The following is a 22505-nucleotide window of genomic DNA, read 5'->3' as shown; positions in this document are numbered from 1 at the left end:
GGGGCAAAGATCGCAAGACCCGACGGGTGGATCATTCAAGACGTGGCCCGGTCGAGACGACGGGGCCGAAAAAATCGGGGTTGACGCCTGACGGGGCCACGCGATACAGTGGCCCCTCCTGACGCGAAACGCTGCGGAAACGCGGTGACGCGGATGCGGGTGTCGAAGGTGGCCGGGGGGTTCGAGGGGCGTGCAGACGCCCGGAGACGACCCGGTCGCGACGGGCGGCGAGCGATCGCGGCCCCGGTATCGACTGTTCGGTTCGAGTCGGTTCTTTGACAATTCGGTCGATCGAGAAGACAGTCCACATGAGTGGACCCTTGAGGGAAGCCGATGCGAGTCGTCGCACTCATCGGGACGGGGGGCTCTTCGGAGTCGCTCGGACGGATGATGCGGGCGGACTCAGCTCCGGCCGGGGGGGTTAAAGCCCTTGGCTGGTGCGACCAAGTTTTTTTCCTCGACCCAGAGGAATGGTTCGGAGGAGGAGTGCGGGACGGGGATTTATTCCCGGACTACGCTTCTCTTATCTCGACCTCATCTCGAAGGGTTTGATCCTGGCTCAGAATGAACGTTGGCGGCGTGGATTAGGCATGCAAGTCGTACGCACCGCAAGGTGAGTGGCGCAAGGGTGAGTAAGGCGACGGTAACCAACCCCATGGTTGGGCATAGCCGGGAGAAATCCCGGGTAATTCCCAGCGACGTCGCGGGGAGGCATTTCCCCGCGACCAAAGGTGCGATTCCGCCGTGGGACGGGCCGTCGTGGTATTAGGTAGTTGGCGGGGTAACGGCCCACCAAGCCTTCGATGCCTACCGGGCGTGCGAGCGTGGCCCGGCACACTGGGACTGAGACACTGCCCAGACTCCTACGGGAGGCTGCAGTCGAGAATCTTCGGCAATGGGCGCAAGCCTGACCGAGCGACGCCGCGTGGAGGATGAAGGCCTTCGGGTTGTAAACTCCTGTCGAGGGGGAGGAAGGGGCGGCGCAGAGCCGTCCTTGACCGATCCCTGGAGGAAGCACGGGCTAAGTTCGTGCCAGCAGCCGCGGTAAGACGAACCGTGCGAACGTTATTCGGAATCACTGGGCTTAAAGAGCGCGTAGGCGGATTGCCGCGTCGGAGTCTGAAATCCCCCGGCTCAACCGGGGAACTGGATCCGAAACGGGCAGTCTTGAGGGACGTAGGGGGGGCTGGAACTTCCGGTGGAGCGGTGAAATGCGTTGAGATCGGAAGGAACGCCCGTGGCGAAAGCGAGCCCCTGGACGTCTACTGACGCTGAGGCGCGAAAGCTAGGGGAGCGAACGGGATTAGATACCCCGGTAGTCCTAGCCGTAAACGATGGACACTGGGTAGGGGGCTCGCCGATGGGCTCCCTGCCGCAGGGAAACCGTGAAGTGTCCCGCCTGGGGAGTATGGTCGCAAGGCTGAAACTCAAAGGAATTGACGGGGGCTCACACAAGCGGTGGAGTATGTGGCTTAATTCGAGGCTACGCGCAAAACCTTATCCCAGGCTTGACATGCACGGATTAGCCGGCGGAAACGTCGGTGAGGCCGCAAGGTACAACGTGCACAGGTGCTGCATGGCTGTCGTCAGCTCGTGCCGTGAGGTGTTGGGTTAAGTCCCCTAACGAGCGAAACCCCTGTGTCCAGTTGCCAACGCGTCATGGCGGGGACTCTGGACAGACCGCCGGCGTTAAGCCGGAGGAAGGCGGGGATGACGTCAAGTCCTCATGGCCCTTATGCCTGGGGCTGCACACGTACTACAATGGGTCGGACAGAGCGAAGCCAACCGGCAACGGTGCGCCAATCGCAAAAACCGCCCCCCAGTTCGGATTGCGGGCTGCAACCCGCCCGCATGAAGCCGGAATCGCTAGTAATCGCGGATCAGCATGCCGCGGTGAATGTGTTCCTGAGCCTTGTACACACCGCCCGTCAAGCCACCAAAGCGGGGGGCATCCGAAGTCGCCGGAGCCGCAAGGCAGGCGCCGAAGATGAAACCCGTGATGGGGACTAAGTCGTAACAAGGTAACCGTAGGGGAACCTGCGGTTGGATCACCTCCTTTCTAAGGATGTCTCCAAGTTATCGGCACCGCCCGCAACCGCGGCGGCACGCGTCGGCTTCCCTCAGAGGTTCACACGCTGGATCTGTCTTCTCGCTCGATCGATCACCGCGCGGATAGTCGCCGGCCGGGTTCGTCCCGTCCGGCGATTGTTCACTCGGATGGTTTGGGGATTCGGTCCCCCCCCTGCTTCACCGGGCGGGGGGCGTCGCCTGCACTTGACTGTGCGGACGTCGCCCTCCGGCCGGTGGCCGGGTCTCTCGGCGGCTTCGGCCGTCGGAGGGACACTCTTTGACAATCCGGTGTCAGTCACGCAAGAAGTTTCTAGGACGTGATACATCTCCGCCTCCGGCGGGCGTGGGCTTCGGCCCATGAGCCTCGGAGGGGCGACTTGCACGTTTCATCTCCACGAAAGTGGACCTTCGGAGCGATAGTGATAAGTCAGTCCTCGCCGTGAGGCGACGATTGACTTGCAGAGCAGAGAGAGGACCGCATCGGTCCGGATGAGCCAGGCTGGATCAAGGCCGAAAGGTCGTGGGTCCGACAGGGCGGGTTCGGGTCGGCGTGGTCAAGCTCCTAAGGGCACGGGGGGGATGCCTAGGCGTCATCAGGAATGCAGGCGTGGAAGGCTGCGAAATGTCCGGGGGAGCTGCCCAACGAGCATTGATCCCGGAATACCTGCGGAAGACCCGGGGAACTGAAACATCTCAGTACCCGGAGGAAAAGAAATCAACCGAGACTCCCTCAGTAGCGGCGAGCGAACGGGGACCAGCCTAAACCGTCGGGGACACCCGGCGGGGTCGTGGGGCCGGAGCCATGGAATGCGAGTTTCTGTAGCCGAAGTCCGCTGGAATGCGGCACCGCAGCGGGTGATAGTCCCGTAGGCGACATGGGAACTCCTCCTATCCGGTACCCGAGTAGGGTCGGGCACGTGAAACCCGGCCTGAATCGGCGGGGACCCTCCCGCAAGGCTAAGCACTCGATGACGACCGATAGCGAACCCAGTAGGGCGACCGAACGGTGGGAAGAACCCCGACCAGGGGAGGACACTGATCCTGAAACCCCGTGCCTACGAGCGGTGGGAGGGCGTTTGGCCTCGTGCCAGCCTGACCGCGTGCCTTTTGCATAATGATCCGGCGAGTTACTGTGTGCGGCCCCAGGTTAACCTCTTCAGGAGGGGAGCCGCAGGGAAACCGAGTCTGAACAGGGCGACATAGTCGCACGCAGTAGACGCGAAACGAGGTGATCTACCCATGGGCAGGTTGAAGCGGCCCTAACCGGCCGTGGAGGACCGAACCCACCAGTGTTGAAAAACTGGGGGAGGACCCGTGGGGAGGAGTCAAAGTCTTATCAAACCTCGAGATAGCTCGTTCTCTCCGAAATGGCTTTAGGGCCAGCCTCGGACCATTGTCGTGCGGGGGTAGAGCGACGGACTTCGGATGGGGGGCTTCCCGCCTACCCACCGAAACCCAACTCCGAATACCGCACGATGTACTCCGGGAGTCAGAGCGTGGGGGATAAGCTCCATGCTCGAGAGGGAAACAACCCAGACCGCCGACCAAGGCCCCCAAGACGACGCTCAGTGGTAAAGGAAGTGGGATCGCGGTGACAGCCGGGATGTTGGCTTAGAAGCAGCCACCATTTCAAAAGTGCGTAACAGCTTACCGGTCGAGCCATCCCGCGCCGAAAATGACGGGGACTCAAGCGTCGCGCCGCAGTCGCGGATTCTTAATTGAATGGTAGGAGAGCGTCGGAGGCCGCATCGAAGCCGGACCGTAAGGACCGGTGGAGCGCCCCCGAGTGCGAATGCCGGAACGAGTAACGATAAGATGGGTGGGAAGCCCATCCGCCGAAAGCACAAGGTTTCCTGGGGAAGGTCAATCCGCCCAGGGTCAGTCGGGACCTAAGTCGAGGCCCAAGGGCGTAGACGATGGGCAGGGGGTTAATATTCCTCCACCCGGCGGTGAGGTTGAATCGCGGAGGACGCCGTGATGAGTCAGGTCGGGGCGTTAGATTGCCCCGTGCCGCAAGGCCGACAGCATTCGATCTGGAAGCCTGATGACTTCATGGCCACGAAAAGCCCCGCGAGGACGATCCGTCGGCCCGTACCGCAATCCGACACAGGTGTGCTAGGCGAGCATCCGAAGGCGTTCGGGAGAACCCTCGTGAAGGAACTCGGCAAAATGACCCCGTAACTTCGGGATAAGGGGAGCTCCCATCGCGAGATGGGAGCCGCAGAGAATCGGCTCTAGCGACTGTTTATCAAAAACACAGGACTCTGCTAACTCGCAAGAGGACGTATAGAGTCTGACGCCTGCTCGGTGTCGGTAGGTTAAGGGAGGCGGTGAGCGCAAGCGTAGCCGGCGACCGAAGCCCCGATAAACGGCGGCCGTAACTATGACGGTCCTAAGGTAGCGAAGTTCCTTGTCGGGTAAGTTCCGACCTGCATGAATGGCGTAACGACTGGAGCACTGTCTCCACGAGGGACCCGGTGAAACTGTAGTCGTGGTGAAGATGCCACGTACCCGCGGTCAGACGGAAAGACCCCGTGAACCTTTACTGCAAGATGACATTGGTCCTGCGTCCACGCTGTGTAGCATAGGTGGGAGGCTACGATCCGACGGCGCCAGCCGGCGGGGAGCCACCGGTGAAATACCACCCTGCTTGGACGTTGGCCCTCACCGGCGCGATCGAGCTCGCGCCGGGACCGTGTTCTCCGGGCAGTTTGACTGGGGCGGTCTCCTCCCAAAGCGTAACGGAGGAGTGCAATGGTACCCTCGGCCCGGTCGGCAATCGGGCAACACGAGCGCAAACGTATAAGGGTGCCTCACTGCGAGACCCATCAGTCGAGCAGGGACGAAAGTCGGCGTTAGTGATCCGGCGGTGCTGGATGGAAAGGCCGTCGCTCAACAGATAAAAGGTACTCCGGGGATAACAGGCTGATCTCCCCCGAGCGTCCATAGCGGCGGGGAGGTTTGGCACCTCGATGTCGGCTCATCGCATCCTGGGGCTGGAGAAGGTCCCAAGGGTTTGGCTGTTCGCCAATGAAAGCGGTACGCGAGCTGGGTTCAGACCGTCGTGAGACAGGTCGGTCCCTATCTGCCGTGGGCGTCGGAAACTTGCGGAGCGTCTCCCCTAGTACGAGAGGATTGGGGAGGACCGACCTCTGGTGTGCCGGCTGTCCCGCTCGGGGCATCGTCGGGTAGCCAGGTCGGGACCGGATAAGCGCTGAAAGCATCTAAGCGCGAAGCCCCCTCCAAGACGAGGTTTCCAGTGACTTCAGGTCACGAAGGCTCCTGGAAGACGACCAGGTCGATAGGCCGGGAGTGTAAGGCGGGCGACCGCCTCAGCCGACCGGTACTAACAGCCAAGACGCTTGACCACCCCGACTCGGCCCCGCCCCACCAAGGCGGGCCACCCGAGACGAACAGGGTGAGTCCTCAACCTGCCGCGAGTGCCCGCACCCTCGACCTCCGTCGAAATGCGGAATCACCGCTCCGGCCCATCTTTCGCCACGAGACGAGGCGTCCAACGACGCCCCTCGCGGACGATCGCATCCCGCCCGAAGATTCTGATCGCGTGACTGACCGGATTGCCAGAGCAGCATCCACCGCGAACGTCGGGCCTGACCGCCCGCCGTCCGCTTTCCCGGCGACCATACTGGCGGGGCCACACCCGTTCCCATCCCGAACACGGCCGTTAAGCCCGCCAGGCCCATGATAGTGCGCAAGCGCGAAAGTCGGTCATCGCCGGGATCCCCCAATCGCCCAACGCCCCGCCGATTCCCCCCACGGAATCGGCGGGGCGTTCGGCGTTTCGAAGGACTTTTCCAACCTGTAGCTATTCTCATGAGCTGATTTTTCGATTCTTGTAATCTTCCTTCTCGACCGATTGCGAGACGTATTCCAACCTGGCACTCTGGGACGACTTGATCCTCGGTTCGGATCATCTCGTCCCGGAGCTTTCGACGTGGTTTTTCTCGTTCCTCGCGACTCTACTTCTGTCTCGACCAATCGATGGGCCTGGCACGTTTGCTGGATGCTTTTTGCCTCGACAACGCTCAACTATATGGATCGTCAGTCGATGTCTCTCGTTGGTGAGGATGTCAGGGCTGAATTCAGGATCGATCACGAAGGCTTCGGTTGGGTCCTTGCCGCCTTCCAACTCACTTATGCGTTGTTTCAAGTCCCGGCTGGATATCTTGCGGATCGCTGGGATGTTCGTAAGGTCTATGCCTTTGCCGTTGGCTGCTGGTCCCTGGCGGCTATTCTGGTCGCATTTTCCCCCACATTAAGTGCTCTCCTCGCCTTCCGTGCTCTACTCGGTATCGCCGAGTCGTTCAACTGGCCTTGCGCGTTGAAGATCACCGCGACCGTTCTACCTCCCGAGAGTCGTAGTCTGGGCAATGGGATTTTCAATTCGGGCGCGGCGATCGGGGCTGTGGTCACACCCTTGATCGTTCCGCCGCTGGCGAATTACTTCGGATGGCGGACTGCATTCGTCATCGTCGGCTTGCTTGGGTTTGTCTGGGTCGTGCTCTGGCCGTTCGTCGTGAACCGTGATCCTCATGGGGCCTTCGGCGAGACGCATCCGGAGCCAGTTGCAACAAATCAAAACCTGAGCAACTCTGGATTGAGCCTTAGAGCTGTTGGATCGTTTGGCTTGATCGGTCTGCTCTCCATCCTCATCGCTGCAACGGCGCCCCGATTCGGCCTGAATTCCATTTGGTGGAGCATTGCCTTCCTCATGTTTGGACTCCTCGCGGTGGCCCGGCTGGTTCCGCTCAGCGAGTTGAAAGGCCGAGACTGGGCGAGGTCGATGGGTGAAATCGTCCGGCTTCGTCGATTCTGGGTCCTCGTGATCATGGCATGCTCGGTGAACGTCTCCTGGCATTTTCTCGTGAACTGGATGGCGACCCTCTTCAAGACTGATCTTTCGATGCCTTACTTAATTGGCGGTATGGCGAGCGCGATCCCGTTCCTGGCTGCGGATCTGGGAAATCTCGGCGGAGGTTGGTTTTCGAGGTTCCTATCCCGGCGTGGAGAACGTTCCGACCGAGCAAGGGCCAAGGTGATCCTGGTGAGTTGCCTCTTCATCGGGCTCGCATTGTTCGTGGGCCGTTCGTCTCACCCGGCCTTGACGATCCTGATACTCGCGTTGGTGGCGTTCGGCACAGCGGCCTACATGGCGAATTATTTCGCCTTCTGTCAGGAAGTCTCCCCTCGATATACCGGCCTGGTTGTTGGTGTTCTTGGCGCTCTGGGCAATCTCTTTGCGGCCGGGTTCTTGCCGATTGCGGGCCGGATCAAGGATCAGACGGGGAGCTTCTCTTCGGTGTTCGTTGTCGTCGGTTTACTCCCGTTGCTGGGCATACTCGCAGTCATCATCGGTTGGGGGTGGGGTCCTCAGGGGGAAGGAGAGGCCGACTCGATTCAAGCGAACTAGACGGAAGACTTGGATTGTGGCAGGATCCGAGGCGTCTCCCTCTGTCGCGGCGACGTTGGATCGACCGCATGCACCCTTGCGTCTTCATGGATGAACGCGGACTTGTCACGGCCTTGCGGCCTGGGCGGAACGCGGACGCGAGGTGATTGGATGATGGGACGTCGAGTGGGGTTAGCGTTCTTGGCATTTGGGATGGTTGTTTCCGGACCCGGCTGCGATTTAATGACGAAGAAGCAGGTCCGGACCAAGACGAGTACCGATGAGTTGGCGGCGCTCGATCCGCCTGTCGTTTCCAAAGAATCCGAAGAGGCTCCGGCGAAGTCCAAGCTATTTAAGAACAACCGACTCTCGGGCGGCCTGAGCGATCAGGCTCGGGAGATCGAGCAGGACTTCGGGATCCACTGATCGGGCGAGAATCACGATGCCTGGAGCCGGCGGACGTCGATTCTGGTCCCGCTGGCTGGGGGCACGGGGTGAGCGTGAAGCAGCCCGATGGCTTCGCAGTCAGGGTTATCGCATCATCACCCGCGGCTACTCGACCTCGGCGGGTGAGATCGACCTGATTGCTCGGGACGGCGATGTCCTGGTCTTCGTCGAGGTGAAAACCCGACAGCAAGGGAACCCGGCCGAGGCGGTCGACGCGGGCAAGCAGCGTCGGTTGACCCTGGCCGCCTTGCATTTCCTGAGGCATCATCGGCTACTGAATGCACCCGGCGTTCGTGGTCGATTCGATGTCGTCGCGATCGTCTGGCCCGAGGGAGGGGGGACGCCCCGGATCGATCATATTCGCGGGGCGTTCGACGCGGTGGGGCAGGGGCAGTTTTTCCGTTGATTAAGTGGTAATCAGGAACACGTTTGCGCGTTCAATCCCGCGGGGATGCGCGACGGCTGGAATTTTCGGGAAATATGAGCGAAATGGGAAAGCTGCGATAGCTCACTCTCAAAAAATCATGGAGTCCAGCGATTCAGGATGCTTATGGCACTTCGGTTGCTTTTCACTCCCTACGTATGCCAAGGCGACCTCGGGCGCTCGGAGCGTCCTGATCGATGCCGACGGCGATCGACCGCGAATGCGGACTGATCAATTAAGGGAGAGTGATGATGCGTTTGAAGACATGGGCACTGGTGACTGGTCTTGGTTTGGCCGCGACCGTGGGGATTGCTCGCGCTGAAGACACCCCCGGACCGATCGATAGCCTGCAGGATTTGCAGGAAAGCGGCCGGATCCTGTTCAAGACGGCCGACGCTAACAACGACGGTCAGATCTCGCAGAAAGAGGCGATTGACGCGGCCAACCTCATGGTAGGCGGCTTCTTCTTCCGTGCCGACGCCAATGGCGACGGTGTGCTGTCGCAGGAAGAAGCCAAGCAGGCTCGCGAGTCGTTCCTCGCCCAGAAGCCGCTGCTTCGGGTTGTTCTCGAGCGCACTGGCGCCGCGAACAATGCAAAGCCCGGCCAGGCTCCCGCCGGCGGGACGGCTGGCAATCCGCTGGCGATGGCCGGCAGCCTGCTTGATAGCAACAACGACAAGCAGCTTCAGGCTACCGAGGTCCGTCAGGCGATTCAGACGGCCGTCCAAGGTCTGTACGCGACAGCTGACACGAATCGGGACGGCCAGATGAGCCCGACCGAGGTCAATGCCGCCATGATTGGTGCCGCCCGCGCCGTGGCCCAGGCCAGCTTCCAGGCCGCCGATACCGACAATAATGGTCAGATCAGCGTGGCCGAGTATGAGAAAGCGATTGTCGAGCCGTCGAAGGCGGTTTTCAAGGCCCTCGACGCCAACAACGACGGCCAAATCTCGGCCGAGGAAGCCAAGGCGGCCCAGCAGGTTGTGATCAACCAGGTCCGCAATCTTCGCGTGCCCGAGCCGCAGAACTCTGCGAAAAACCTGATCGAGAGCGGCCGTCGTCCCGAAGAGGTTGCCCCTGTCCCCAACCTCGCCGTCCCGGCCCCGGCCCCTCGCTGAGCCTCCGATTCGATCAGCGGATCTGAGTCACGCCCTTGAATCACACTCGACCCCTCCCCGCGCCGATCCGGCGCGGGGAGGGGTTGTTCGTAGGATCATCCCCGTTTGATCGAAGCAAGTATCGCGTCGAGCGTCTGCATCTGGGCGAGGCCGTCCTCAGCCGGGGCGGGTAGGGTGCCGTCGGCGACTCCACGGGCGAAGGCGTCGACCATCATTGCGTATTGATTGGTCCCGTCGAAGGAATGTTCGATGGCGTTACCCTTGAGATCTCGCACGGCGACGACCGGGCGTTCGGGCGGGAGATAGGCGTCGAGCACCTCGATGCTCCCCTTGGTCCCCACAAGCTCGTACGAGCAGCGGAAAGGCTGTTCGAAGCTGCAATCGATGAGGGCGCTGATGTTGCCGGGGAAGGTGAGCAGGGCTGAGAGCGAGATGTCGACGCCGCTGGGAGACAGGTGGGCCGATGCCTCGACTCGTGTCGGCTCGGATCCGGCATAGAGCCTAGCGGTGCTTACCCCGTACGTGCCGACGTCCATGAGCGCACCGCCGCCTCGGGCCGGATCGAGCCGCCAGTCGGTCATGTCGATGGCGAACGAGAATGACGAGCGGATGAGCCTGAGATGGCCGATGGCCCCATCTCTCACGAGTTTCAGGACGCCGGCAGTCCTGGGCTGGTGGTTCCACATGAACGCTTCCATGAGGATGACGTTACGCTCGCGGCAATGCTCGACCATGGCGCGAGCTTCCGCCGAGTTCAGCGCAAGCGGCTTCTCACAGAGGACGTGCTTTCCGGCGTCGGCCGCGGCGAGCACCCAGGGTTTGTGCAACTCGTTGGGCAGGGGGACATAGATGGCCTGCACCTCGGGATCGGCGAGCACCGCCTCGTAGGAGTCATAGGCCCTGGGGATCTTGAATTCGTCTGCCCAGGCTCGCGCGGTCGTCCCGTCGCGGCTGCTGATCGCGTGCAATACGCCGGATTGGGAGTCATTGACCCCGGGGATGATCCCGCGACGAGTGATCCGGGCGCAGCCGAGGATGCCCCAACGGAGAGGGTCGGGTGTTTTCATGGTTCGATCGCCGCGAGGGGTGTTTCGTTCGTTTGATGTGGCCCGGCAGCACGACGGAGAGTGGCTCTCGGTCCGCGTCCCGTCGGCCGACTGAGATTATCATGAGAGTCGCCCGTACCCACCGCAGAGGATCCTTTCGTCTGCTCGAAAGGTGGCAACTCGGTGAATCATTCCGAGTTACCTCTCTCGTGATTCTGGTCTTGCGGGGGTCCGAGATCGGGTGTTATTCTGGCCTTTCGGTTGAGTCGGTTGACGTGCAGGCGGATGCTCTTCGCAAGTCGTATGAGCGATGCCGGGGCGGAAAACGACCTGATCTGGATGAAGCGTGCCCTTGAGCTTGCTCGGGAGGCCGGTCGACTGGGAGAAGTTCCGGTCGGCGCGATCATTGTCAGAGATGGTCGCGTACTTTCTCAAGCGTATAATCTCCGTGAGTCAACGGGCGATCCGACCGCGCACGCGGAGCGGCTCGCCTTGACGCTCGCCGGTCGTGCAATGGGGACCTGGCATCTCGATGGCTGCGTCCTGTACGCAACGCTCGAGCCATGTCCGATGTGTGCCGGGGCGATCCTGCAAGGACGAATTGCTCGGGTCGTTTACGGAGCGGCCGACCCCAAGGGGGGTGCCTGCCGGAGTCTTTATCGACTCCTGGATGACCCGCGGCTGAATCATCGAGCAGCTGTCACGGCAGGTGTTTGTTCTCGAGAGTGTGGCGAGGTACTGGCGGATTTCTTCGGGTCTCGGCGAGTTTCCAGGCCCGCTCCCAGCTCGAACGAGCCGGTGTGAGACGGGATGCACCGGAGGGGTGCCAGAGTGGTTGAATGGGCCGGTCTCGAAAACCGGAGTACCCGCAAGGGTATCGTGGGTTCGAATCCCACCTCCTCCGCTTGATTCGTTTGGACGAGCTGGATTGAACGAAGAAAGCCCCCTGTGAATCAGGGGGCTTTCTTCGTTTTGTGTCAGTTTCGAGTGAATTGCCGGGGCGTACGGACTGCTCACCTCAGGCCGGAAGACGAGTCGCGCGGGGTTGAGGTCGTACAGGATCGGGCCTTAGCTGATGAGGGGATGGTCGCATGGGGTGGCAGTCGTATGCGATCCTGTCGGCAATCTTCGCCGGCCTGACGGCCTTGCTAGCCAAGATCGGCGTCAGTCAGGTGCCGTCAAATGTGGCGACGCTTATCCGGACCGTTGTGGTCGTCGCGTTCGCCGCGGCGATTGTCGGGGCGCGGTCCGAATTCTCGGCGATCGGCAGGCTTTCGGGCCGGGATTGGGCGGCGCTCGTGCTGTCGGGGGTCGCCACCGGGTTGTCCTGGCTGTTCTATTTCGCGGCGCTTAAGGCGGGCCCCATTTCTGGCGTGGCGCCCATTGACAAGCTCAGCTTCGTTATCGCCATGACCCTTGGCGTCGTTGTCCTGCGCGAGCCGCTGAGGCCCCTCTCCGTCGTGGGGGCGGCCCTGATCCTGGTCGGGGTGCTGCTGACCGTGCCCTCGGTTCAAGATCTCCTCGGCCGGACTTTTGGTCTTGGCGTCGGCCGATAAGCGAGTGTATGCCCCAGCTTTCGTTCAAGAGGCGACCAGATCCTTGAGCGAGGCGGTCTCTGCCCTTGAGACGACGGCCGGTGGCGATGCGGCCCGCGGGATTCGCAGTTCGAAGTTGCTGCCTCCTTCGGGCCTTGGCCGATAGGTGATGAGTCCGCCCATCGCCTGGGCGACCCGTTGCGCGATCGAGAGTCCGAGGCCCGCCCCCGAGATCGGCAGGCGACGGGCCTGCCTCGATCGGAAGAAGGGTTCGAAGATTCGGTCTGCCTCCTCGGTCGGGATGCCCGGCCCTTGGTCCTCGACGCACAGGCGGACCGAGTCGCGATCCGAGCCAAGACCCACCGTGATGGGCGAGCCCGGCGGGCTGTACTTTCGGGCGTTGTCGAGCAGATTGTCCAGCAACTGACCGAGTAGCGGCGGGTTCGCGCGGACCCAGATCGGCCCGCCTTCGGCCTCGCAGAATTCGAGAAGCATCGACGAAGGCGCGATGGCTTCGACGTGGGCCCTGGCCCATGAGCCCAGATTCAGCAGCACGCTCTCGGGCATCGCCGCGTCCGATTCGGCCCTCGCGAGGAAGAGCAGGGCCTCGACGACCCGGGCAAGCTGGGCGGCACCCCCCAGGGCCGACGTCAGAGTCCGCCGATATTCCTCGGGGGTACGCTCGTGGCGAAGGGCGACCTCGATCTGGCCAATCAGGATCGTCAGGGGAGTGCGCAACTGGTGCGAGGCGTCGGAGCCGAACCGGCGCTGACGTTCGTAGGCGACGTGGATCCTGGAGAGCAACTCGTTGAATGCCTGCCCCAGGTCGTCCAGCTCGTCACCCGTGCCCGACCGCTCGAGCACCCAGCCGGGGCCGGCGGTGTCGAGCCCTCGGGCTGACTCGGCCAGCCTGCTCAGTGGCTGGAGCGCCGTGCGCGACAGACGGCGGCAGAGCAGGGCGGAGACGCCCCAGGTCGTCATCCCCAGGACGACGAGACCCCAGGCCAGGCTGGCGAGAAGCTCGCGGGTCGGAGCCATCGGCGCGTAAGCGATCAGCGTCAGGGAAGGATAGAAGGCTTCGGGCGGGTCGACCTCGACGGGAAGGGTCCGATCGGCGGCTGCCTGCGATCCCGAATTCTTCGCGCCCGGGACGATGGTGCGGCGATCCATCCGCCAGACATGGCCCAGGCGGTCGACCTGCTGGGCGGGAAGGCCGGTCTGCCGCCGATTTATGGTGCGAACGTCCGTCAGGTCGGCCTCGGGGAAATTCCGCGAGCGGTCGACGCGATGGCCCCGGTCATCGTAAATCACCCAGCAGATCTCTCCCTCGCCGGTCATCTGGCCCAGGGGGAGGACCCGCTCGTGGGGCTCCCACTCGACCCCGTTGGGGTGGACCTCGGCGGCCGCGACGAGGATGTCGAGAGCGGAGGCGAGGCGGTCGCCCATCTGATGATCGAGGTAGACGCGCGCGGCCAGGAACAGGGCCGTCGAGAAGCCGACGAGCACCACGCCGATGGCCGCCAGCACCAGGGCCGAGAATCGGCCTGTCAGGCTCATCAGCGGACCTCCTCGGGGGAGGCATCGAGCCGATACCCCCGGCCCCGCAAGGTCTGGATCTGGCGAGGGCCATGGGCCTCCAGCTTGCGCCGCAGTTCCATCACGTGCACTTCCAGCGTATTGGACATGGGGTCGAAATGCTCGTCCCAGACGTGGTCATAGATCCTGGTGCGGGAGAGGACCTGGCCGGGATGGCGTAGCAGGAACGTCAGGAGGGCGAATTCCTTCGCGGTCAATTCCAGCGTGTTCGGGCCCCGCTTCGCCTGGTGGGTGGCCAGGTCCACGCTCAGGTCGCCGTGAGTTAACTGGAGGGCCGGGCTCCGGTCGAGCCTGCGCAGGAGGGCGCGTGACCTCGCGAGCAGCTCCTCGAAGGCGAACGGCTTGCAGAGGTAATCATCGGCTCCCCCGTCCAGGCCTCGGACCCGGTCGTCGACCGAGTCCTTGGCCGTCAGGAACAGGACCGGCGCCGTCCCGCCCCTTGCCCGATACTGGCGCAGGACGGCGAGGCCTTCCAGGCCCGGCAGCCACCAGTCGAGCAGGACCAGGTCCCAGGTCTCCGCTTTCAGGGCATCGAGGGCCGACTCGCCGTCCGCGGCGTGCTCAACGACGAACCCTTCCTCGCGCAGGCCTCGGACGAGGAAGTCGGCGAGCTGGAACTCGTCCTCGACCACCAGGATACGGAAGCTCATGCGTTCAGACCACCTTCCCGTGCGAGCCTGGGCAGCTCATTCGACGATCAGCCGCTCGACCTTCCAGCTGGACGTCTCGGGGGCGAGCAGCACCTTGACCGAGACCGTGCGCTTGGCGGGCTTATAGGTGCACTCGGTCATGGCGAGCGTGTTCTTCGTGACGGGGACGACCGACACGAAGGTGGCCGGTTCGCGCAGGGCGGGGTTGCTCCTGACGAACTGACGCAGCCCTTCCTGGCCGAGCATCGATTTGAATTCGGCGGTCGTCGACGTCCAGGCGGCGTCGACCTTCCCGGTCCGGATCTCCGCCAGGAATGCGTCGGCCGCGGCCCTCGACGAATCGAGGTCGGAGGCCGAGTCTCCTGGCGCCGAGCAGGCCGACGCCAGGGTGATCAGGATCAACGGGAGCACCAGGGCCTTCCAGGCGGCTGTGCATCGGCGGTCTCGGTCAAACATAAATCGGGCCCCGTGGGTCAATCATCGGCCGAGATAACCTCGCCGCCGGCCCGGGTGCCCAGCCCACGCCAGACCGCCTGGTTGATCGTCGACTTGAAGAACCGGACTGAGCCGTCCATCATCATCCCGTTCAGGCCGCCCGGGTGGAAGCTCCTTGACGTGATGGCCCCGTAGGTCGGCAGGTTGATCGACTCGCCGTCGCGCATCGACGTGAAGTCGACGTCATAGACCAGGCCGCCGGAGGTATACGGGACCTTGGTGTTGGGCGTGAACGTGGTGGTGAAACCGGTCTCGTGGATGTCTCCTTCGATCCACTCGGTGTGGCCGTTGCTATCGAACGTCCCGCCGCTGAGATAGGTGTTCAGGGTTGCGGGGGTGGTCGGAGCCGCCGTGCCCGTGGTCGCCGGGACCTTGGTGTCCCAGAGGTTGGGCTGGTAAGCCTTGGTCTCGGCCGCACCCAGTGTGTTGCTCAGTCCGTCGGAGATCGCCGCAGGGGCAAACGCTCGGTTGGGGGCGAAGGCTCCATCCCCCTCGCGGTCGCTGGCTGGGTCGTAGAAGAACCAGGTCCCCGAGTTGAAGGCGTAATTCGACGGATAGTACGTCAGGGTCGCCGTGGGCCTGGGGCGGTCATTGATCTCGCTCGGGCACATGAACGCCGCGACACGGATGGCCGCGACGGTCGGTTTCGAAGGGAACTCGTAGTCGCTATCCCAGTTGATGAGATTGGCCAGGTTGGTCTGCTCCATGAACGGAAGGATCCGAGCCAGGGCCGACCAGGGTTGCGCCGTCCTGGTTCGCGGGAGCACCGAGAACGGGGCGAATGTGTTGTGTACCGACAGGTAGTTGTGCAGCGAAAGCCCGATCTGCTTCAGGTTGTTCACGCACTGCGCTCGCCTGGCGGCCTCACGGGCACTCTGCACCGCCGGCAGCAGCAGGCCGATCAGCACGGCGATGATCGAGATCACCACCAGAAGCTCGATCAGGGTAAACCCCCGCACCAGGCGTCTCTGGCACCGATTGAATCGTCCCAAGGTCGGCTCCTCTCTCGCAACCAATCGTAGGCCGGGCGTCGCCCCCCGTGCCCTCGTCACTCTCTGTTCAAGCCCTTGCAGACTATCAGCGAATCCTAAGCCCTATCTGAGTCGAGGATAAATTCGAGCTTATCGAGGGCCGCGGCCATCATTCGCCAGGTGCGTCCCGCTACGGTCGCCCCGGAGGGCGCGCAGCCATTCCGCTTGACGGGGAGCAAAGCTCTCGCCAACGTGCGGGATCGGCTGCGGAATCGTTCCCCAGAGCGACTTCAACAGGTGTGTGATCCTGGCGCCTGCCCGGGTGCTAGTTCGAACCGATCTTGGAATGGGGTTTGCGTTGGTTGCCGGGTGTTGAAGGCTTCGCTCCCGATTCCAAATCAATGGCTGATGCCAGGATCGCAACGATGAAACTCGAAACTTTGCGCGACCTTCTGGTCGAACAGATGCAGGACCTTTACGACGCCGAGCATCGGATCACCGAGGCCCTTCCCAAGATGGAGAAGGCGGCGCATTCAACCTTGCTGAAGGCGGCGTTCCGCAAGCACCTGAAGGAAACGGAAGGGCAGATCGGCCGACTGGACAAGGCGTTCGAGGCGCTGGATGAGAAGGCCGAGCGCAAGACCTGCAAGGCGATCAAGGGCTTGATCGCCGAGGGGGACGAGATGATCAAGGAGGACGCTGAGCCCGAGGTCCGGGACGCGGGCTTGATCGCTGCGGCCCAGCGGGTCGAGCATTACGAGATGGCCGGCTACGGCACGATCAAGGCGTTCGCCAAGCTCCTGAAGCTGAACGCGGTGGTTAAGCTCGTCGACGCGACGCTCTCGGAGGAGAAGGCGACAGACGAAGCGCTGACCGACCTGGCCGTCAGCACGATCAATCTCGAAGCCGTCTGACGTGACGGGCCCGCCGACTGGGCGAGGGACTTCATGCCCTGGTCCCCTTCGGCGGGCCGATCCGATCAGCTGTGACGGGCCCGCCGACTGGGCGAGGGACTTCATGCCCTGGTCCCCTTCGGCGGGCCGATCCGATCAGCTGGGGACACTGACCCAGACGGAGCCTTCGCGGGCCTCGCAGTCGTATTTGCGGATCCGCTGACCGCGGATGGTCGAGCAGCGGCCGGTGTCCAGATTGAACTGCCAGCGATGAAGCGGGCAGACGGCCTCTCCCTCGTCGATCCAGCCCAGGCCCATCGAGCCGCCCGCGTGAGGGCAGCGGTCGGCAATGGCGTAGAAGGTCTCTCCCTTCAAAAAGATGGCGATCTTCAGATCCCCAACCTCGACGGTGATGGATCCGCCCTCCTCGACATCGCCGACGGAGCAGACCTTGACGAACTCGGCCACTCGAGAATCCTCCTGCGGATTGTCTTGAGGGAACGGGGCGGGCGTCGGCTTGCGGGACGACCTTTGACTTTTGTAAAGTAGCACACAGTCCGGGCAGGCCCGGCCGTGCGACATCCGCCCGGCGAGGGAGACCCCGGCTCCGCGCGGCGACCCATGATACCCGATTTGCGCGGCAAGTTCGGCGGGTTGTTGCTCGGGGCCCTGGTGGCCTGCCTGGCCGGATGCAACCGCTCCGCAGATTCGAGGGCCGACCTCGTCTGGGGGATCCACGGGTCGAAGGACGGCTGGCTGCAGAAGCCGAGGGTGGCCGCGTTTGACGGCAAGGATCAGCTCTACATCGCCGACCTGACCGACCGGATCCAGGTCTTCGACCGCGAGGGCAACTATCTGCGCGGATGGCGGATGCCCGAGTTCAACGTCGACGGGCCGAGTGGCCTTACGGTCGACCAGCTGGGTCGTTTGCTGGTGGCGGACACCCATTTCTACCGGGTGCTCGTCTTCTCGCCCGAGGGGAAGCTGCTCCAGCAGATCGGCGACGGGGTGCAGGCGGCGACTCCGGGCCGGTTCGGGTATCCGACGGACGTGGTGATCGACAGGCTCGGGAATTTCTACGTCGCGGATTATGGCGAGAACGACCGCGTTCAGGCCTTCTCTCCCGACGGGAAATGGCTGCGGCAGTGGGGGGGCCACGGATACGAACCGGGCGAATTCCTGCGTCCCCGTGCGCTAGCGATCGACGCCGACGACCGAATTTATGTGGCCGACAGCACAAATCACCGGATCCAGGTCTTCGATACTCAGGGCAAGCTGCTGCGGTATTGGGGAGAGCATGGAAGTGGTCCCGGGCAGTTGGCCTATCCGTACGACGTGGCGATCGGCCCCGATGACGCGGTCTATGTGTGCGAATACGGCAATCACCGGGTGCAGAAGTTCTCGAAGGAAGGGGAGCCGCTCGGCGTCTGGGGTGCCTCGGGCCGCAGGCCAGGTCAGCTCTACAACCCCTGGGCTCTGGCGGTGGACGGTGAGGGGGCGGTTTCGGTGATCGACACGAACAATCATCGCGTGCAGCGGTTCCGGTTCTGAGCCGGGCCGGGGGCGATGATTTGCGGGGCCGGCGGGCGTATGCTCGGTGGTCAATGGAGAGGGCGATTTCTTTCAGAAGGGGGACGTGGCCTGATGGTCGGCAGCCTGTCGCTGAACGCCGGACGCCCGCTCTGGCTGCTCCTGCTCCCCCTGGTGCTGCCCCCGCTGATCCTGTTCAGCTACCGAGGGCTGTCGGGCCTGGGCCGGGTGCGGCGGCTGCTGGCGATCGCGCTGCGGGGGACGGTCGTCACTCTGGTCGTGCTGGCCCTGGCCGAGTTGCAGGCGGTCCGCCGCAGCGAGCGGCTGACGACCCTGTTCGTCGTCGACGCCTCGGAGAGCATCCCGCGCGAGATGCGCGGGCCGGCCTTGCAGTACGTCACCGAAGAGTCGAAGAAGCGCGGGCCGGACGATCTTTCCGGTGTGGTCGTCTTCGGCAAGACCCCGCGCGTCGAGTCGCCGCCGGCGCCCATCGAGTCGAACCTGTCGATGGGGATCGAGAGCACGATCGACCCCGAATACTCCGACCTGGCCGCGGCGATCAAGCTGGCTCTGGCGACGTTCCCGGGCGACACCGCCAGGCGGATCGTGGTCCTCTCCGACGGCAACGAGAACCGGGGCAACGCGGTCGAGCAGGCGCTCTCGGCCAAGAACCTGGGCGTGCCGATCGACGTGCTGCCGATCGACTACTCGTATGACGAGGAGGTCCTCGTCGAGAAGGTGAGCCTCCCCCCCGACGTGAAGAAGGGGGAGACCGTCAACATCAACGTCGTGGTGCGGGCCAACGCCCCCACGAGCGGGACGCTGCAAGTCTTCCAGAAGGCCGACAACTATCGCGCCCCCGCGCCCCGGCAACGAGAAGCCGGTGCCGGTCGAGCTGAAACGTGGGGTGAACGTGTTCACCCTGAAGCAGCTCATCACCGAGCCGAATTTCTATACGTTCACGGCTGAATTCAACCCGGGCAAGGGGAGCGGCGACCGGCGGGCGATCAACAACGTGGCCGAAGGATTTACCCACGCCCGCGGAACCGCCCAGGTCCTCCTGATCGAGGGGACGCGGGGCGAGCACAACGAGCTGGTGAAGGCCCTGCGCGAGAAGAAGATGGAGGTCACCGTGCTGGCCGCCCCCAAGGTGGGCGGCGGCGGCGACGAGGGGGGCGACGCACTGCCGGTCGACCTGGCGCAGCTCCAGCCTTATGACACGGTGATCCTGGGAAACGTGTCCAAGGACGCGCTGACGGAGGCCCAGCAGACGCTGCTCGAGTCGAACGTGCACGATATGGGCGCGGGCCTGGTGATGCTGGGCGGCCCCGACAGCTTCGGCGCCGGCGGCTGGATGAACACGCCGGTCGAGAAGGCCCTGCCCGTCGACATGCAGATCAAGGCCCTGCGGGTGCAAGGCAAGGGGGCACTCGTCCTGATCATGCACGCCAGCGAGATCGCCGAGGGGAACTACTGGCAGAAGGTGGTGGCGCAGGAAGCGATCAAGACGATGTCCAGCTACGACTACGCCGGGATGCTGCACTGGGAGGGGAGCGAAGCCTGGCTCTTCTCCCTGCAGGCTATCGGCGGCGGCAAGAACCGGATGCTGCGGGCGATCGACCGGATGACCCCCGGCGACATGCCCGCCTTCGACCCCTCGCTGCAGATGTCGGCCAGGGCGCTGGGCAAGCTGACCGACGCGATGACCCGGCATATCATCGTCATCAGCGACGGCGACCCCTCGCCGCCCACGGCGCAAACGATCAACCTGCTGAGGGCCAACAAGGTGACCGTGACGGCCGTGCTGACGGCCGCCCACGGCAATGACCAGGGCGCAACCTTCGTGATGCGCGACCTGGCGACCAAGACGAAGGGGCGGTTCTACAACGTCACGAACAACAAGGCCCTGCCGCGCATCTACCAGAAAGAGGCGCGGATCATCTCGCGCCCGCTGATCTTCGAGCAGAAGCCCCCCTGGCGCCCCACGCTCGCCTTCACCAGCGAGCCCGTCACCGGACTGCCGCAGCAGCTACCCCCCATCAGCGGTTATGTGCTGACCAGCCCGAAGGAGAGCGAGCTTGTCGAGATCCCGATCACGTCGCCGCTCCCCGGCGGGCAGTTGAACCCAATCCTGGCGCACTGGACCTACGGTCTGGGCCGGTCGGTGGCCTTCACCTCCGACGCGGGCCGCCGCTGGGCCACCTCATGGCCCGACTGGGAGAACTACGCCGCGTTCTGGTCGCAGGTCATCCGCTGGAGCATGCGGCCCGTCGATCGGGGGAACCTCACGCTTTCGGTGCGACGCGAGCAGGGGCGGATCAAGGTGGTGGTCGACGCGCTGGACAAGGAAAACCAGTTCCTGAACTTCCTCCAGTTCCAGGGGAATATCGTCAGCCCATCGCTGAAGCGCGGGACGGTCGAGCTGGCCCAGACCGCACCCGGTCGTTATGAGGCGACCATCGAGGAGGCGGACGCGAGCGGGAACTACTTCGTGAATCTGGGCTATCGCGGGTCCGACGGCGTGCAGGGGGTGATCTCCTCGGGCGTCTCGGTCCCCTACTCCGATGAGTACCGCGAGCTGAAGTCCAACGCCCCTAACCTGGAGACCCTCGCCAGCTTGACCGACGGAGAGGTCCTATCCTGGAAGTTTCGCAAGGACGGATCGGTCGACGTCCCCCTGACGCTGGGCGGGACCAACGCCTTCCGCCGAGATGGGGTCGAGATGCCCAGGGCCTTCCAGGACCTCTGGCCGGCCCTGCTCTGGTGGTCCCTGATCGTCTTCCTGGCCGATGTCGCCGTGCGTCGGATCGCCCCCGATATCGACCGGATCCGCAAGTTTGCGGGCGACCAGTATCAGAGGATTCGGGGCGAGAAAGTGCAGCCGTCGACCGAGTACATGGAGAAGCTTAAGGGGCGCAAGGCCGAGGTGGGCGAGCAGATCGAGCGAAGCCGATCGACCAACCGGTTCGAGCCGCAACCCTCCGCCCCGTCCGGCGAGCCGTTGCTGGGCGAGACGCCCCTGAAACGAGGCCCGGCTGAGCCGAAGCCCCGAGGGCCCGAGCAAAAGTCCGGCATGGGGGTCGACCCCAAGTCCGAGCAACCCGAAAGCTATACCGACCGGCTCCTGAAGGCCAAGCAGAAGGTCTGGGAAGATCGCGCCAAGGGCGACGACCCGCCCAGGACTCCTCCAAATCCTTGATCGAAGACGGCCCATCCCCGACGCCCCGACGAACCAAGCCGCGAGGACCGAGACGATGGCGACCGATGCCCAGGACCCGACCATGGAAGCACGCGCCGACGAGTTCCGCGACGCCTACAAACGAGTCAAAGACGAGATCGGCAAGGTGATCGTCGGCCACGACGAGATCGTCAACGGCGTCCTGACATGCCTGTTCGTCGGCGGCCATGCACTGCTGGAAGGCGTTCCCGGTCTGGGCAAGACCCTGCTGGTGCGGACCCTGGCCGAGACCCTGACGCTCGACTTCAACCGGATCCAGTTCACCCCCGACCTGATGCCGGCCGACATCATCGGCACCAACGTGGTGATGGAAGGCCCCGACGGCCGCCGCGTCTTCGAGTTCCAGCGTGGGCCGATCTTCTCCCAGATCGTGCTGGCCGACGAGATCAACCGCGCCACGCCCAAGACCCAGTCGGCACTGCTGGAGGCCATGCAGGAGCGCTCCGTCACGGTCGGCGGCACCATCCACAAGCTGCGGCCCCCCTTCTTCGTGATGGCCACTCAGAACCCGATCGAGCAGGAAGGGACCTATCCGCTGCCCGAGGCGCAGCTCGACCGGTTCCTGTTCAAGCTGACCGTGGGCTACAGCACCCGCGAGGAACTGACGACCATCCTGGACCGGACCACGCGCAACGAGCAGGCGAAGGTGACCCAGGTCATCGACGGCGAGACCCTGCTGAGGATGCAGCGGCTGGCACGCGAGGTGATTGTGGCGCCCCACGTGCAGGACTACGCCATCCGCCTGGTCCTGGCCACCCACCCGGAGGGACCCTACGCCGCCGCGGCGACCAATCAATATGTAAGATGGGGAGCCAGCCCGCGTGGCGCGCAGACGCTGGTCCTGGCGGCCAAGGTGCGAGCCCTGCTCGACTCGCGGTACAACGTCAGTTTCGAGGACATCCGCCGCGTCTACTTGCCCAGCCTCCGGCACCGCGTGCTCCTGAACTTCGAGGCTCAGGCCGAGGGGATCGCCACCGACCAGGTCCTGTTGAAGGTGCTGGAAGCGGTGCCCGAGCGTGCCGAGGAACTGGCGAAGGCGAGCTGAGCCCGGCCCACGATTCGATTCAAGGCTGCGAAGCGAG

Annotated in this window: 17 protein-coding genes, 1 tRNA gene and 3 rRNA genes; 15 read left to right on the top strand and 6 right to left on the bottom strand. The window is 63.7% G+C overall.

Annotated features, from left to right (window positions below):
* The first annotated feature begins 536 nt into the window (after nucleotides 1–536).
* The 7 genes from EP7_RS23090 to EP7_RS23060 all read left to right on the top strand — a co-directional run bounded on the left by EP7_RS23090 (nucleotide 537) and on the right by EP7_RS23060 (nucleotide 9469).
* A 16S ribosomal RNA gene (locus tag EP7_RS23090) occupies nucleotides 537–2059 on the top strand.
* Nucleotides 2060–2622: 563 nt separating this feature from the next.
* A 23S ribosomal RNA gene (locus EP7_RS23085) occupies nucleotides 2623–5440 on the top strand.
* Nucleotides 5441–5703: 263 nt separating this feature from the next.
* A 5S ribosomal RNA gene (gene rrf / locus EP7_RS23080) occupies nucleotides 5704–5811 on the top strand.
* Together the 16S, 23S and 5S rRNA genes form the textbook arrangement of a ribosomal RNA operon.
* 214 nt (nucleotides 5812–6025) lie before the next feature.
* Nucleotides 6026–7501 carry an MFS transporter gene (locus EP7_RS23075; protein WP_463524506.1) on the top strand — a complete coding sequence of 492 codons (1476 nt, stop codon included), beginning with the start codon at nucleotides 6026–6028 and terminating at the stop codon, nucleotides 7499–7501.
* A 150-nt stretch (nucleotides 7502–7651) separates the two neighbouring features.
* A complete protein-coding gene (locus EP7_RS23070; RefSeq protein ID WP_463524505.1) occupies nucleotides 7652–7906 on the top strand; it encodes a hypothetical protein in 255 nt (84 codons plus the stop codon).
* A gap of 16 nt (nucleotides 7907–7922) precedes the next feature.
* Entirely contained in the window at nucleotides 7923–8333 is a 411-nt protein-coding gene (locus tag EP7_RS23065) for a YraN family protein (RefSeq protein WP_463524503.1), read from the top strand.
* Between the two features lie 269 nt (nucleotides 8334–8602).
* Nucleotides 8603–9469 (top strand): EF-hand domain-containing protein, encoded by an 867-nt coding sequence (locus tag EP7_RS23060; protein WP_463524502.1) that lies wholly within the window; start codon nucleotides 8603–8605, stop codon nucleotides 9467–9469.
* Between the two features lie 95 nt (nucleotides 9470–9564).
* Here EP7_RS23060 and EP7_RS23055 read toward each other — a convergent pair whose 3' ends face one another.
* Complete coding sequence (locus EP7_RS23055; RefSeq protein ID WP_463524501.1) at nucleotides 9565–10536, bottom strand: Gfo/Idh/MocA family protein; 972 nt, start codon at nucleotides 10534–10536, stop codon at nucleotides 9565–9567.
* Nucleotides 10537–10800: 264 nt separating this feature from the next.
* Here EP7_RS23055 and tadA point away from each other — a divergent pair, with 264 nt between their 5' ends.
* From tadA to EP7_RS23040, 3 genes are all read left to right on the top strand, one after another.
* Nucleotides 10801–11319, top strand: a complete 519-nt coding sequence (tadA, locus tag EP7_RS23050; protein WP_463524500.1) for a tRNA adenosine(34) deaminase TadA — start codon at nucleotides 10801–10803, stop codon at nucleotides 11317–11319.
* Between the two features lie 13 nt (nucleotides 11320–11332).
* Nucleotides 11333–11419, top strand: a tRNA-Ser gene (locus EP7_RS23045).
* Nucleotides 11420–11606: 187 nt separating this feature from the next.
* A complete protein-coding gene (locus EP7_RS23040; protein ID WP_463524499.1) occupies nucleotides 11607–12071 on the top strand; it encodes an EamA family transporter in 465 nt (154 codons plus the stop codon).
* Between the two features lie 24 nt (nucleotides 12072–12095).
* Here the strand turns inward: EP7_RS23040 and EP7_RS23035 are convergent, their stop codons facing one another.
* The 4 genes from EP7_RS23035 to EP7_RS23020 are packed head-to-tail and all read right to left on the bottom strand — an operon-like array spanning nucleotide 12096 to nucleotide 15783.
* Nucleotides 12096–13607: a sensor histidine kinase gene (locus tag EP7_RS23035; RefSeq protein WP_463524498.1), complete on the bottom strand. Its 1512-nt coding sequence runs from the start codon at nucleotides 13605–13607 to the stop codon at nucleotides 12096–12098.
* The gene (locus EP7_RS23030) at nucleotides 13607–14296 is read right to left on the bottom strand and encodes a response regulator transcription factor (protein ID WP_463524497.1); all 690 of its coding nucleotides are present in this window, start codon (nucleotides 14294–14296) and stop codon (nucleotides 13607–13609) included. The genes EP7_RS23035 and EP7_RS23030 overlap by 1 nt, the downstream gene beginning before the upstream one ends.
* A gap of 36 nt (nucleotides 14297–14332) precedes the next feature.
* The gene (locus tag EP7_RS23025) at nucleotides 14333–14752 is read right to left on the bottom strand and encodes a hypothetical protein (RefSeq protein ID WP_463524496.1); all 420 of its coding nucleotides are present in this window, start codon (nucleotides 14750–14752) and stop codon (nucleotides 14333–14335) included.
* Nucleotides 14753–14769: 17 nt separating this feature from the next.
* Nucleotides 14770–15783 (bottom strand): DUF1559 family PulG-like putative transporter, encoded by a 1014-nt coding sequence (locus EP7_RS23020; RefSeq protein WP_463524495.1) that lies wholly within the window; start codon nucleotides 15781–15783, stop codon nucleotides 14770–14772.
* Between the two features lie 404 nt (nucleotides 15784–16187).
* Between EP7_RS23020 and EP7_RS23015 the strand changes: the two genes are divergently transcribed.
* Nucleotides 16188–16676: a YciE/YciF ferroxidase family protein gene (locus EP7_RS23015; protein ID WP_463524494.1), complete on the top strand. Its 489-nt coding sequence runs from the start codon at nucleotides 16188–16190 to the stop codon at nucleotides 16674–16676.
* Nucleotides 16677–16811: 135 nt separating this feature from the next.
* Here EP7_RS23015 and EP7_RS23010 read toward each other — a convergent pair whose 3' ends face one another.
* Nucleotides 16812–17123 (bottom strand): Rieske (2Fe-2S) protein, encoded by a 312-nt coding sequence (locus EP7_RS23010; protein ID WP_463524493.1) that lies wholly within the window; start codon nucleotides 17121–17123, stop codon nucleotides 16812–16814.
* Nucleotides 17124–17276: 153 nt separating this feature from the next.
* Here EP7_RS23010 and EP7_RS23005 point away from each other — a divergent pair, with 153 nt between their 5' ends.
* The 4 genes from EP7_RS23005 (at nucleotide 17277) to EP7_RS22990 (ending at nucleotide 22468) form a co-directional block, all read left to right on the top strand.
* On the top strand, nucleotides 17277–18206 hold the full coding sequence (locus EP7_RS23005; protein WP_463524492.1) for an NHL repeat-containing protein: 930 nt from the start codon (nucleotides 17277–17279) through the stop codon (nucleotides 18204–18206).
* 93 nt (nucleotides 18207–18299) lie between these two features.
* Complete coding sequence (locus EP7_RS23000) at nucleotides 18300–19154, top strand: VWA domain-containing protein (RefSeq protein WP_463524491.1); 855 nt, start codon at nucleotides 18300–18302, stop codon at nucleotides 19152–19154.
* On the top strand, nucleotides 19069–21384 hold the full coding sequence (locus EP7_RS22995) for a glutamine amidotransferase (protein WP_463524490.1): 2316 nt from the start codon (nucleotides 19069–19071) through the stop codon (nucleotides 21382–21384). The genes EP7_RS23000 and EP7_RS22995 overlap by 86 nt, the downstream gene beginning before the upstream one ends.
* A gap of 55 nt (nucleotides 21385–21439) precedes the next feature.
* The gene (locus EP7_RS22990; protein ID WP_463524489.1) at nucleotides 21440–22468 is read left to right on the top strand and encodes an AAA family ATPase; all 1029 of its coding nucleotides are present in this window, start codon (nucleotides 21440–21442) and stop codon (nucleotides 22466–22468) included.
* The last annotated feature ends 37 nt before the right edge of the window (nucleotides 22469–22505 follow it).

The organism is Isosphaeraceae bacterium EP7 (assembly GCA_038400315.1).
Lineage (GTDB): Bacteria > Planctomycetota > Planctomycetia > Isosphaerales > Isosphaeraceae > EP7.
Note: the sequence above shows the minus strand (reverse complement) of the source record. Positions and strands in the feature narration are given on the sequence as shown.

Coding starts and splice junctions, on each gene's coding strand:
- EP7_RS23070 (WP_463524505.1), top strand. CDS start 7,652: ATGATGGGACGTCGAGTGGGGTTAGCGTTCTTGGCATTTGGGATGGTT.
- EP7_RS23065 (WP_463524503.1), top strand. CDS start 7,923: ATGCCTGGAGCCGGCGGACGTCGATTCTGGTCCCGCTGGCTGGGGGCA.
- EP7_RS23060 (WP_463524502.1), top strand. CDS start 8,603: ATGCGTTTGAAGACATGGGCACTGGTGACTGGTCTTGGTTTGGCCGCG.
- EP7_RS23055 (WP_463524501.1), bottom strand. CDS start 10,536: ATGAAAACACCCGACCCTCTCCGTTGGGGCATCCTCGGCTGCGCCCGG.
- tadA (WP_463524500.1), top strand. CDS start 10,801: ATGCTCTTCGCAAGTCGTATGAGCGATGCCGGGGCGGAAAACGACCTG.
- EP7_RS23040 (WP_463524499.1), top strand. CDS start 11,607: ATGGGGTGGCAGTCGTATGCGATCCTGTCGGCAATCTTCGCCGGCCTG.
- EP7_RS23035 (WP_463524498.1), bottom strand. CDS start 13,607: ATGAGCCTGACAGGCCGATTCTCGGCCCTGGTGCTGGCGGCCATCGGC.
- EP7_RS23030 (WP_463524497.1), bottom strand. CDS start 14,296: ATGAGCTTCCGTATCCTGGTGGTCGAGGACGAGTTCCAGCTCGCCGAC.
- EP7_RS23025 (WP_463524496.1), bottom strand. CDS start 14,752: ATGTTTGACCGAGACCGCCGATGCACAGCCGCCTGGAAGGCCCTGGTG.
- EP7_RS23015 (WP_463524494.1), top strand. CDS start 16,188: ATGAAACTCGAAACTTTGCGCGACCTTCTGGTCGAACAGATGCAGGAC.
- EP7_RS23005 (WP_463524492.1), top strand. CDS start 17,277: ATGATACCCGATTTGCGCGGCAAGTTCGGCGGGTTGTTGCTCGGGGCC.
- EP7_RS23000 (WP_463524491.1), top strand. CDS start 18,300: ATGGTCGGCAGCCTGTCGCTGAACGCCGGACGCCCGCTCTGGCTGCTC.
- EP7_RS22990 (WP_463524489.1), top strand. CDS start 21,440: ATGGCGACCGATGCCCAGGACCCGACCATGGAAGCACGCGCCGACGAG.